General features: G+C 61.3%; 11 protein-coding genes. 4 read left to right on the plus strand and 7 right to left on the minus strand.

What is annotated here, in order from left to right:
• Positions 1–2: 2 nt before the first annotated feature.
• From yedA to HYI44_RS13755, 5 genes are all read right to left on the minus strand, one after another.
• The gene (gene yedA, locus HYI44_RS13735; RefSeq protein WP_225569621.1) at positions 3–929 is read right to left on the minus strand and encodes a drug/metabolite exporter YedA; all 927 of its coding nucleotides are present in this window, start codon (positions 927–929) and stop codon (positions 3–5) included.
• Positions 930–1,242: 313 nt separating this feature from the next.
• A complete protein-coding gene (locus HYI44_RS13740) occupies positions 1,243–1,761 on the minus strand; it encodes a Bro-N domain-containing protein (RefSeq protein WP_225569622.1) in 519 nt (172 codons plus the stop codon).
• 593 nt (positions 1,762–2,354) lie between these two features.
• On the minus strand, positions 2,355–2,966 hold the full coding sequence (locus HYI44_RS13745; RefSeq protein WP_122838954.1) for a PolC-type DNA polymerase III: 612 nt from the start codon (positions 2,964–2,966) through the stop codon (positions 2,355–2,357).
• 22 nt (positions 2,967–2,988) lie between these two features.
• Positions 2,989–3,468, minus strand: coding sequence for an NYN domain-containing protein (locus HYI44_RS13750; protein ID WP_007946629.1), 480 nt, complete (start codon positions 3,466–3,468; stop codon positions 2,989–2,991).
• Between the two features lie 188 nt (positions 3,469–3,656).
• Positions 3,657–4,403 (minus strand): DUF2076 domain-containing protein, encoded by a 747-nt coding sequence (locus HYI44_RS13755; protein ID WP_122839061.1) that lies wholly within the window; start codon positions 4,401–4,403, stop codon positions 3,657–3,659.
• 178 nt (positions 4,404–4,581) lie between these two features.
• Here HYI44_RS13755 and HYI44_RS13760 point away from each other — a divergent pair, with 178 nt between their 5' ends.
• A complete protein-coding gene (locus HYI44_RS13760) occupies positions 4,582–5,256 on the plus strand; it encodes a YciC family protein (protein WP_225569623.1) in 675 nt (224 codons plus the stop codon).
• Positions 5,257–5,334: 78 nt separating this feature from the next.
• A complete protein-coding gene (locus HYI44_RS13765; protein WP_225569624.1) occupies positions 5,335–6,411 on the plus strand; it encodes an endonuclease/exonuclease/phosphatase family protein in 1,077 nt (358 codons plus the stop codon).
• A 147-nt stretch (positions 6,412–6,558) separates the two neighbouring features.
• Here the strand turns inward: HYI44_RS13765 and HYI44_RS13770 are convergent, their stop codons facing one another.
• The gene (locus HYI44_RS13770) at positions 6,559–7,929 is read right to left on the minus strand and encodes an aspartate aminotransferase family protein (protein WP_225569625.1); all 1,371 of its coding nucleotides are present in this window, start codon (positions 7,927–7,929) and stop codon (positions 6,559–6,561) included.
• A gap of 266 nt (positions 7,930–8,195) precedes the next feature.
• Here HYI44_RS13770 and HYI44_RS13775 point away from each other — a divergent pair, with 266 nt between their 5' ends.
• Positions 8,196–9,110, plus strand: a complete 915-nt coding sequence (locus HYI44_RS13775) for a LysR substrate-binding domain-containing protein (RefSeq protein WP_225569626.1) — start codon at positions 8,196–8,198, stop codon at positions 9,108–9,110.
• A 77-nt stretch (positions 9,111–9,187) separates the two neighbouring features.
• On the opposite strand, the gene hrpB is transcribed toward HYI44_RS13775, so the two are convergent.
• On the minus strand, positions 9,188–11,707 hold the full coding sequence (gene hrpB / locus HYI44_RS13780; protein ID WP_225569627.1) for an ATP-dependent helicase HrpB: 2,520 nt from the start codon (positions 11,705–11,707) through the stop codon (positions 9,188–9,190).
• Between the two features lie 110 nt (positions 11,708–11,817).
• On the opposite strand from hrpB, the gene HYI44_RS13785 reads away from it, so the two are divergent.
• Entirely contained in the window at positions 11,818–12,237 is a 420-nt protein-coding gene (locus tag HYI44_RS13785) for a polyribonucleotide nucleotidyltransferase (protein ID WP_225569628.1), read from the plus strand.
• The last annotated feature ends 6 nt before the right edge of the window (positions 12,238–12,243 follow it).

Here is a 12,243-nt window from a genome sequence, read left to right on the forward strand (position 1 = left end):
CCCTAATTCACTCGGGATTCTGTCGGCACCGCTACAGCGGGTTTGACTGGCGGGCGGCGCCACTGCGGCAAGCCGATCAATACCACCGCACTGATGATCACCGCCATCGCCAGCGCCTCCTCTATTCCGATGGTCTCGCCGACAAACACGATGCCCAGCAACACCGCGACGGCCGGGTTGACGTAGGCATAACTGGTCGCGGCAGCGGGACGGACGTTTTTCAACAGGTACATGTAGGCGTTAAAAGCGATGATCGAGCCGAAGAACGTCAGGTAGGCCAGCGCGGCCCAGCCCTCGATCGGTGGCAGGCTGTCCAGGTGTTCACCGCTGAGTGCACTGGCGATTAACAACGCCACGCCGCCGACCAGCATTTCCACGGCGCTGGCCATCGCGCCCTGGGGCAGCGGCAGATGTTTGCTCCACACCGAGCCGAAGGCCCAGGCCGCTGCCGCGAAGATCAGCAGGGCGGCGCCCAGCGGGCTCGATTGCAGGTTGGAACCCAGATTCAACATGGCGATGCCGATCAACCCGAGCACGATCCCGGCCCATTCGAGACGCGTGTTACGCGCGCCCCAGAAATAGCCGCAGAGCAAGGTAAACAACGGCACCGTCGCCACCGCCAGGGCCGCCACGCCCGAAGCGACCCCGGTGTGCTCGGCCACACTGACCGCGCCATTACCGCAGGTCAGCAGCAAAATCCCGATAATTCCCGCCGCCTTCCACTGTGCCCACGTCGGCGCCGGCGCCCCGCGCCAGCGTAGAAAGGCGTACATCAAGGAGCCCGCGATGACGAAACGGATCCCGGCGAGCAGAAGCGGTGGCCAGTATTCCACCCCGATGCGAATCACCAGGTAGGTCGAGCCCCAAATCACGTACAACGCAAAAAAAGCGGCGATCAACGATAAGGGAAAGCGACGTGGGGCAGACATTGGGAAGCTCGCGGGCAGGACAGGAGAACAGGCATTCTAGGAAAGCGAGCGGGTAAAAATAAGTTACAAAAGCGATTTTTAGCGCCGGTACACTTTCAAAAATGAGTGCGCACAGACGCTGCGTAGGAGCTGCGTAGGAGCTGCGTAGGAGCTGTCGAGTGAAACGAGGCTGCGATCTTTTCGCTTCTAAGATCAAGATCAAGATCAAGATCAAGATCAAGATCAAAAGATCGCAGCCTCGTTTCTCTCGGCAGCTCCTACGGGGGATCCGCGCTGTTCCTGGAACCCGCGTATTGGCGGAGCAAACACCACATCAGCTGGCGGACAAAAATCCCGGCATATCACGCAGGCGAATCCAAGGTTCTCTCCTCCAATGAAGCAAGTTCAGGGTTCCACCACCCCAGTCCATAGCCTGCATTTGCGGCACTTGAGTCGAAACGGGGCCGGCATCCTCTCGCAACGTCGGCACCACATGTTGAGTCAGCCAACGCCTTAATTGCCGATTTTCCGGGCAGTAATGGTATACCAACATCGCATAGACGCCCGACTCACTCAGTACCAGAGTCCCCTCGGACCCATCGCCCTCAGACAAACAAATTATTTGTCGCTGATCCGCATCGAGCTTGAGCGCTTTTTTTCCAGATACATCCACGCCCATTAATCGACCGATATCTCGGGCACAGAACCAAGCCTCTGAGTCCACCAAAAAAGCTCGGAGTTGGATGTGATGGCGAATGAAGCTGCGGGGTACAAATTCGGGTCTCCACGCGGCGATTTCCATAGCGCAGGACTGACCTGAGTCGACAGGCGGATTGGGGGTGACTTTGACCATGTGAATCTCCTAACAAAAGTCGGAGCTACCAGCATCACTTGCAGATGATGGGTGGCAGCGATGTGCAGGCCTGCAAGACCGAGTGTTAGGCACCTCGGCAGACCCAAGGGTCTCCCGCACACAGCTACCATAAATCGATGGTCGCTAGATAACGCGACGCGATTATAGGTGCGGTTGTATGCGCCTAACAAACTTTCGGCGGGCTTGCAGTCCCGGTCGCTGAATTGGAGCGACATCCCAGAGGTTAACGGTCCCATCGCAGGGCAGCAAGGCAGTAAAGCCTTATTGTTTTGTAGGATCGTTCGTCAAAGCATGAGGCTGCCTTAAACAAAGTGAATCAACATACAATCGGGCCGACTTACTTATTAGCCTTGTTCAGTCTGGTATACGAGGCCACAAGACTGAATTACGAAAAGTCAGAGAGGCGCTAATTGCTGAAGAGCGCTCAAAACAACATAAGAATCTTTGCAGATCGATTGTAGAGTGGGCGGCCGCAGCCCTGCCAGGATGAGATTCAGAGCCCAATCCGATCAAGATCAAAAGATCGCAGCCTCGTTTCTCTCGGCAGCTCCTACGGGGGATCCGCGCTGTTCCTAGAACCCGCGATGACGCTTGAGGTGCTCATTGATCTTCGCTGCCGGCACTTTCTGCAAGCTCACCAGCAAATCATGGGACAACTCTCGCAACCCATGCTTTTGCCGCAACTCCTGCGCCAGATGCGCCGTCAGGTTGGCGGCCATCTCGGCGTCGGCCATGGCCCGGTGAGCCTGGCCGGTGTGGGGCAGTTGGGCGAAGGTGGTCAGCGTGCCCAGCTTATGATTCGGCGCAGCAGGCATCAGGCGGCGGGCCAGCAACAGCGAGCAGGCGAAGTTCTGCAGGCGGGTGCGCTTGATGCGCCCCAGCTCGAAATCCCAGAACTTCTGGTCGAACGCGGCGTTGTGCGCCAGCAACGGCGTGATGCCAACGAACTCGTTGACCTCGTTCATCACTTTTTCCGCCGAGGGCGCAGTGCGCAACATGGCGTTGCTGATGCCGGTCAGTTGTTCGATGAAGGGCGGCACTCGTACGCCGGCATTCATCAGGCTCTGGTAACGCTCGACGATGCGCCCCTGTTCAAGGATCACCACGGCAATTTCCGTGGCCCGGCAGCTGCTGCTCGGGGAGATCCCGGTGGTTTCAAAGTCGATGACTGCTATGCGTTCCAAACCTGTTTCAACTCCGTAAAAATCAATTCTTGAGCAGCAACGCGCCTTCGATCGGCACGTAGCGGCTGGCGGCGCGGATCAGCGAGTTGGCGGTCAGTCCCGGTACGCCGTAAGCCACCGCTTGTACCCCATGTTTGCTGATGATGCGCTCCAGCAGCATGTCGAAATCACCGTCCCCGGACGCCAGCACTACCTCGTCGACATGATCGGCAGCGTCCATGATGTCCAGCGTGATCCCCACGTCCCAGTCGCCCTTGGCAGAGCCATCGCTGCGCTGGATATAAGGCTTTAGTTTCACGGTGAAGCCCAGGTTGCGCAGGATCTGCTGGAACTGCTGCTGCTTGCTGTCGCCACGATCGATGGCGTAGGCATAGGCTTCGACGATCTCGCCCTGCTTGCTGATATCAGCCCACAACGCGGCGTAGTTGAAATGGCAACCATAGGCCTGACGCACGGTGTAGTAGAGGTTCTGGACATCGGCGAACACTGCGATTTTTTTCACCGGGCATCCTCGTTCGCGCACAAGGGCGCGGGCTGGATCGGGCAGCTGGCCCGAAAAGTGGCCCAGTATGCCAGCCCGCAGGCGTATTCCGCGAATAATCGGCCATGTGGCGAAGGTGCAGGGTCGCGCTCGGGCTGGTTTGGGGGGCGGCTGCGCAGTCAAGCGCGAGCCGGCCCCTCACCGCAGGGTCAGACGAAGGAGTCGTCGTCGCCGAAGAACGACGAGCTGTCGTCACTGTAGTCGGCGTCGCTGAAGCCGCCCTGGTCGTTGTTGTCAGCCACCCGCTGTTCATCGCCCCAGCCATTGCCGCTATCGCCCTGATCGTTGACCTGGGCCGGTTCTTCCTTGATCACTTCAACCACTTCAGGCTGCTGGTTGTGATGAAACAGGCTGCTGATACCCTGCGCCAGCATGACACCGCCCGCCACTCCCGCCGCCGTTTTCAGGGCGCCGCCGAGAAAACTGTTGCCGGCAGGCTGCTGCGCGCCATAGTTCTGCTGGGGCGGGGCGGCACCGAAGTTCTGCTGTGACGGTTGCGCGTTGAACGACGGCCGGGCGGGCTCGCGCCAGCCGCCACCGCTGGAGGCAGGTGCCGATTGCGCCGGCTGCGGATCACGGGAACCGCCGCCAAAGATGCTCGACAAAAAGCCACCGCTGGCCGGAGCCGGAGCCGGAGCCTGCGCTTTGGCCGACTGCAGTTCAGCCTGCAATTGCTGCACTTGCCGGGTCAACTCCTTGTTCTGCAGGTCAAGGCTTTTGATCGCAGCCTCCTGCACCAGAATCGACTGGGCCATGTAATAACCCGCCGCAGGCTGGCGAACCAGGTGCTCGTTGATCCGCGCCTCGGCCTGGGCATCACGCGGGGCAGATTGCGCCTGGGCCTCTTGCAGCCGGGAAAACAGGCCATCGATCAGGGTTTGTTCTTCGTTGTTCATGGCGACCTCGTAGATTGCCGGGAATTTCATCGTCCTCATCCGCCGTGGATGGGGTGCCTGACGGTAATGGAGGCTGATGCAGGATGTTTCAATGACCTTTACCGAACGTTTACGTTTGCGCCGCAAAGCGCATCATCGGTTAAAGTGTGCCACTGCTTTCAACCTGCGATACCGACTGATGAATGCCTTCGATGTACTGCGTGACTCCCTGTACTTCTTCAAACGCAATCTGGGCCAGATCGTGCAGCTGTGCCTGCCTCTGGTAATTTTCGAGGCGCTGCTGCAGCAAGTGGTCGACCACTCCACCGAGCCGGACAGTTTCCCGGGCATCAGCGTGATTGTCGGCCTGTTGATCTACCCGCTCTACACCGCGGCCCTGATCCTGTTTCTGGACGCACGCAGCCGGGGCGAATCACCCCGCACCCGCGACCTGCTGGCCATGTCTGCAACCTTGTGGCCGCGCTTTGCGTTGCTCACCGCACTAAACACCCTGTTGATCCTGCTCGGCCTGTCGCTGTATTTCCTGCCGGGCATCTGGCTGATGGTGACCCTGGCGTTCGGCGAGTACCTGCTGGTGCTGCGCGGCCTGGCGCCGCTGGCCGCGATGAAGGAAAGCCTGCGCCTGACCCGCGGCAATTTCCTGCGCATCCTGGTGTGCATCCTGTGTGTGATGGGCCCGTTGTGGATCCTCAAGGGCGCGACCCTGGCGGTATATCCCGAGCCGCAGAACCCGGTGCTCTCACTGCTGATCGACAGTGCCCACAGCTTCCTGCAACTGTTCACCAGCGTGGTGCTGTTCCGCTTGTTCATGCTGATCAGCGATGCCCCCGAAAAAATCGATGGGCCGCTTTGACGGTCGCGGCCCTTGGGGTTACCTGCTGCGCTCGGTTATGCTCGGGCTCAACTTATGTAACGCGATAAAAGCCGAGCCATGACCCGTCTACTGCGCTACACCCTGCTGGGCCTGCTACTGTTGATCGGCCTGGCCGCCCTGATTGCCAACCTGACCTGGCGCCCCGATGCCAAGGAAGTGTTGCCGGTCAGCTGCAACGCCCAGGCCCCCACGCTGGTGCCCGGTCAGGCGCTGAAGGTGATGACGTGGAACGTGCAGTACCTGGCAGGTAAACGCTACGTGTTCTGGAACGACCTGGCCCAGGGCGAGGACGAAGGCCCGACGCCGGAAGACATGGCCTTCAGCCTGGACGAGGTGGCCCGGGTGATCCGCGACGAGCTCCCGGATGTGGTGCTTCTGCAAGAGCTGGACGATGGCGCCAAAGCCAGCGACTACCAGAACCAGCTCAAACTGTTGCAGGAACGACTTGCCGATTTGTACCCCTGCAGCGCCCACGCCTTCGACTGGAAAGCCGAATTTGTTCCCGACCCGCATATTTACGGCAGCGTTGGCCGCCAACTCGCGACCCTGAGCCGTTATCAGATCGACCACGCCGAACGCCTGCAACTGCCCATCGCGCCAGCCAATTTCATCAGCCGTCAGTTCGAGCCGAAAAACGCCCTGCTGGTCACTTATCTACCGCTGAGCGACGGTGGTCAGATCGCCCTGCTCAACACGCACCTGGACCGCGCCAGCCAGCCTGACGAAACCCTGCAGAATCAAGTCAGCGCCGTGGGCAAGGTGCTCGACCGCTACGAAGGCCGAGGCACGCCGTGGCTGTTGGGCGGTGATTTCAACCTGCTGCCGCTGGGTCAGTTCCAGCGCCTGCCCAACGAGCAACGTACCCCCTACTCAGCCGACAGCGCCCTGCACGTGCTGTGGGACAAGTACCCCATGATCCCGACCAACAATGAAGCCAGTGGGGCCGACCGGGCGCTCTGGCTGACCCACTACCCGAATGATCCGGGCCTGAACGGGCCGGACCGCACGGTTGATTACCTGTTCTACAGCCCGCGAATCAAACGGGTCGAAGCGATGGTGAGGCAGGACGACACGTTGCGCATCTCCGATCACTTGCCGGTGATTGCGCGGTTTCTGTTGCCCGCTTCGCCGTAATCCAACCTGGATACAGAATGGCATTAAGCCATCGCGGGCAAGCCATGCCCCCACAGGGGGTGTGCCGAACAAAAATTGTCTGACCACCACAGACTCTGTGAGCGCAAGGCTTGCCCGCGATAGCGTTCGCAGGACCTGCCTGGAGTATCAGAGCACGCCGTACTCCCGGGCAGTCCGATCCACTGCCTTGAGGGTTTTGCCCACCAGTTCATCCACCTCTTCGCGACTGGCAATCAACGCCGGCGCCATGATCATCCGGCCCAGGGTCGAACGGATAATGACCCCTTCCTCAAAGCCAAGGGTGCGGCAACGCCAGGCAATATCGTTCTCGTTGGCAAAACGCTTGCGGCTGGTTCTGTCCTCGGCCAGTTGCAATGCCGCCACCATGCCCACGCCCTGGATATCCCCCACCAGCGGATGATTGCCGAATACTTCACGCAAGCACTGTTGCAGGTAGGGGCCGATGTCATCCTTGACCCGCGTCACCACGCCTTCATCGCGCAGCGCCTTGAGATTGGCGATCGCCACCGCCGCCGCTACCGGGTGCCCGGAATAGGTCAGGCCGTGGGCAAACACTCCGCCCTCCTCCACCAGCACCCGGGCCATTTTCCTCGACAGGATCAAAGCGCCCATGGGGATGTAACCCGAGGTCAAACCCTTGGCGATCGACAGCGTGTCCGGTTCGAAACCGAAGTGCTCATGGGCGAACCATTCACCGGTGCGGCCAAAGCCGCCGATCACTTCGTCGGCACACAAGAGCACGTCGTACTTGCGGCAAATCCGCTGGATCTCTGGCCAGTAGCTTTCTGGCGGAAAGATCATGCCGCCTGCGCCCTGGAACGGCTCGGCAATAAAACCCGCCACCTTGTCGGCGCCCCGCTCGAGGATTTTCGCTTCCAGTTGCTGCGCCGCCCGCAGGCCGAATTCAGCGGGGGTCAAGTTGCCTTCGTGGGCGAAGAAGTACGGTTCATCGATGTGCTCGATGTCCGGGAGCATGCCGCCCATCTCGTGCATGAACTTCATGCCGCCCAGCGCCGTCGCCGCCAGGGTCGAACCGTGGTAGCCGTTCCAGCGGCCGATCATGATCTTCTTCTCGGGTTTGCCAAGCACCTGCCAATAACGGCGAACGGTGCGGATCAGCACCTCGTTGGCTTCGGAGCCGGAGTTGGTATAGATCGCATGGCTGTACTGCCCGGGCAGCAGGCTGAACAGCAGCTCGGAGAGTTCGATCACCTGGGGGTGGGTGGTGTGGAAAAACATGTTGTAGTAAGGCAACTGTTCAAGCTGACGGGATGCGGCAGCCGCCAGATCTTTGCGTCCATACCCAAGGTTGGTACACCACAACCCGGACATGCCATCAAGGTAACGCCGACCGTCGTTGTCCCACAGATGCAGGCGTTCGCCACGGACCATCACCCGCGGGCCCTCTTCGTTGAGCGCCTTCTGATCAACGAATGCGTGGATGTGGTGCGCAGCGTCGGCGGCCTGGTAGTCGCGGGTTTCACGTGGTGTGGTCATCGCCAGTTCTCCGTTTTCTTATGAGCGGCTGTCTGGAGCAGGTTCAGATGCTCCATGGGCTTTTCCAGTGCTTTGGATGGTGGCCCAGGCCGGTGTCGAGCCAAAATAGTAAAAATGTCTTCGCAGACCATGAAAAAACTGGGCAACCCATCTCCCCGGTGACGCCCTATGTGGTTATTGTTCGGGCACAACAACACCGTCGTCAGAACGGAAGCCGTCGGCGCAAAATTGCCTGGATGTCGTACCCATCCAATCCGAGGTTTGCCGTGGCTGCGTACAATCTGCGTCAACTGAAATACTTCATCACCACCGTCGAATGCGGCAGCGTCGCCGAGGCTTCACGCAAGCTGTATATCGCCCAGCCCGCGATTTCCACCGCGATCAAAGGCCTGGAAGACAGCTTCGGCGTGCAGTTGCTGATTCGCCATCACGCCCAGGGCGTGTCATTGACGCCCAGCGGTGGACGCTTCTATCGCAAGGCCCAGGAACTGCTGCGCATGGCCAAGGAGTTCGAACAGAACGCCCTGGCCGATAACGACGTGGTGGCCGGGCAAATCGATATCGGCTGCTTTGAAACAGTTGCACCGCTGTACCTGCCGCAGTTGATCGCCGGCTTCTCGGCACTGTACCCCGGTGTGAAAATCCGCATTCGCGACGGCGAGCAGCAAGAGCTGGTGCAGGGTCTGACCTCGGGCGCTTTCGACCTGGCGATCCTGTACGAACACGACCTGGATGCGACCATCGAAACCGAACCGCTGATGCCGGCGCAACGGCCTTATGCATTGCTGCCCGAGGATCATCGATTCGCCCGGCTCAAGCAGGTGTCGCTGCGGGACCTGTGCCTGGAGCCGATGATTCTGCTGGACGTGCAGCCCAGTCGAACTTACTTCGTCAGCCTGTTCGAAGAGCTCGACCTGGCACCGCATATCGCTTTCAGCTCGCCGTCGATCGAGATGGTCCGGGGCATGGTCGGGCAAGGATTCGGCTTCTCGATCCTGGTAACCCGGCCGCACTCGGAATGCACTTATGACGGCAAGAAGGTGGTGTGCGTGGACATCGCCGAGGCAGTCACCGGCTCCGGGCTGGTGGCGGCGTGGTTAAAGCGCGGCCAGTTGACCAAGCCGGCGCAGTTGTTTGCCGATTACTGTCGGGAGCAGCTGACGGCCAAGGCGGCCACTTGACCGTCAAAAGATCGCAGGCTCCTGCATTTGAATGCGAGCCAACGTAGGCGCTGGCATAGCCTGCGATCTGTTGATCTTCAGCTTTTGCGCGGTTTTATGCGCGCTGTCGCCTCTGCCACCAACGGATCATCCGGCCAGTAATGCTTGGGGTATCGTCCTTTCAAGTCCTTCTTCACCTCGGCGTAGGTACTGCGCCAGAAGTTCGCCAGGTCCTGGGTCACCTGCACCGGCCGGCGCGCCGGGGATAGCAGGTGCAGTTTCACCAACTGCCTGCCGCCGGCGATGCGCGGGGTGTCAGACAGGCCGAACAGTTCCTGCAAGCGTACCGCCAGGATCGGTGGCTGCTCGCTGTAATCCAGGCGGATCGAAGAGCCCGACGGCACGCTCAGGTGATGCGGCGCCTGCTCGTCCAGGCGTTGCGGCAGCGGCCAGGGCAACAGGTTGTGGACGATGCTCGACAGGTCCAGGTTGCTGAAATGGCTCAGCCGCGAAACCTTGCCCAGATACGGCATCAGCCAGTGTTCAAGGCTTTTTAGCAACGCGGCGTCGCTGACGTCCGGCCATTCGCTCTCACCCTTCCCCGCCAGATCCAGCTGGCGCAACAGCGCCACTCGCGCTTGCCACTGGCGCAGCTCCGGGGTCCACGGCAATAGCTCCAGGCCCTTGCGCCGCACCAGATTGACCAGCGCCTGACTCCGGGCGCTTTCATCCAGGCCGGTCAACGGCTCGCGGCTGAGGATCAGTTCCCCAACCTTGCGTTGGCGCTCGGCGCGCAACACGCCCTCGCGCTCATCCCAGTCAAGCTGGTCGACTATGCGCACCTGCTCGCACAGCACGGAGTCGAACAGCGCCGGATCAAAATCCGTCGCCAGGTAAATCCGTTCCTCTCGCTGGCCCTGGCGACTGCCTAGGTCGGCAATCACCAGCCACGCTTGCTTCATCAGGCTGTCCGCTTCGGCGAACAGCGCCGCCCGGCCGTTGGCCAGGCGATACTCGGCGCCACCGGCACGGCGTTGCTGCGCCACGCGGTCGGGATAGGCCAGCGCTAACAGCGCGCCCAGCCAGCGTGGATGTTCGGGATCACTGACCGCCTGCGTCGCCTTGCCCCGCAGGTAGCCGCGATACTGCCGTGCCAGTTGCCGCGCACGCTGGACGCCGCCCTGGGCGCCACGCGAGGGGCGTTCCGCGCCGGACAACAGGACCAACCGGCTATGCAGATCGGCACCGGCGCCGCGCAGGATATCGCGCTCCCCCAGCAGAGCCGCGACGTCGCAGGCCATGTCTGCCAACCCCAGGTCCTGGCCGCGCAACAGTAAATGACCAATACGTGGATGCGCCGGCAGCTCGGCCATGGCCTGGCCGTGGCGGGTCAGCGTCTCGCCATCCAGAGCGCCCAGGCGTTGCAGCAGATCCTGCGCCTGCGCATAGGCGGCGGCCGGCGGGATGTCGAGCCAGACCAGTTGCCCGGGCGTTACACCCCAGCGACCGAGTTGCAAGGCCAGGCTGGCAAGGTCAGCCGAGAGGATTTCCGCACTGGCATAGGCCGCCAGCTGTTCGTGCTGATCCTGGGACCACAGGCGATAACACACCCCCGGCTCCAGGCGCCCGGCCCGGCCCGCACGCTGGGTGGCACTGGCACGGGAAATTCGCTGGGTGTCGAGGCGGGTCATGCCACTGCCGGGGTCGAAGCGCGGCACCCGCGCCAGCCCGGCATCGATCACCACACGCACACCGTCGATGGTCAGGCTGGTCTCGGCGATGTTGGTGGCCAGCACTACTTTGCGCTTGCCCGCAGGAGCCGGCTCAATAGCCGCGCGCTGGGCGCCAAGGTCCAGCTCGCCGTGCAGCGGGCAGAGCAGAACCTGGGAACTGTCGCCCAGCGCATCGGCCAGCTGTTGATGCACCCGCCGAATTTCCGCCTGCCCGGGCAGGAACACCAGAACGCTGCCGGCTTCATCGTTCAAGGCTTCAAGTATTGTCTGCACCAGTCTCGGTTCGATGAATTCACCCGCCTGGAACGGCCTGCCCCAGCGCATCGCCACCGGGTACATGCGCCCCTCGCTGCGCAGTATCGGCGCATCATCGAGCAACCCGGCCAGGCGCTCGCCTTCGAGGGTGGCCGACATCAGCAGGATTTTCAGCGGCAGGTCTTCCCGGAACAGTTCCCGGCCGTTGAGGCTCAGGGCCAGGGCCAGGTCGGCATCCAGGCTGCGCTCGTGGAATTCGTCGAAGATCAACAGGCCCACGCCTTCCAGGGCCGGGTCATCCTGCAGGCGTCGAGTGAGGATACCTTCGGTGACCACTTCGATACGGGTGTTGGGCCCCACCCGGCTGTCCAGGCGAATCCGATAGCCCACGGTTTCCCCGACCTTCTCGCCCAACTCACTGGCCAGGCGCTCCGCCGCCGCTCGCGCGGCCAGACGTCGTGGTTCGAGCATGAGGATGGTCTGCCCGGCCAGCCAGGGCTCGTCGAGCAAGGCCAGCGGTACCCGAGTGGTCTTGCCCGCGCCGGGCGGTGCTTCGAGCACCGCTTCATGACGTGCGGCCAAGGCTTCACGCAGGGCGGGTAAAACTTCATCGATCGGTAAAGAAATCATGCTGGCTCCCAAACAGAGGCGCGAGTATAACGGCGAACTGCCTGGCGTTTCTCACGGTCCTAATTCATACCGACGACGCTTCGTTTTCCAGATGACTCAAGGAGATTCAAATGCGTGCTCCCTTTCGCCTGATTGGTGGTGTTCTAGTTGCGACCCTGCTGACTCAAGTGACCGCCTGCGGATCGATCTTCTACCCTGATCGCCGCGGCCAGATCGATGGCAAGATCGATCCGGCCATTGCCGTGCTCGATGCCGTGGGCCTGCTGTTCTACATCGTCCCGGGCCTGATCGCCTTCGCCGTGGACTTCGCCACTGGCGCGATCTACTTCGAACCCGGGAAGACCGCCCAAGTGGCTCCGGAAAAACTCCAGGAAGCGATTGGCGCCGACGGCAAGGTCGACAACGGCAAATTGCAGACCATCCTGGAAACCGAACTGGGCCGCAGCTTCCCGCTGGATGATCCACGCCTGATCCAGCACAAGGGCAGCACCCAGCAGTTGGCCATGTTCGGCCTGCAACCCGCTGCATAAACCTGT

The organism is Pseudomonas sp. Y24-6 (assembly GCF_020295325.1).
Classification (GTDB): domain Bacteria; phylum Pseudomonadota; class Gammaproteobacteria; order Pseudomonadales; family Pseudomonadaceae; genus Aquipseudomonas; species Aquipseudomonas gregormendelii.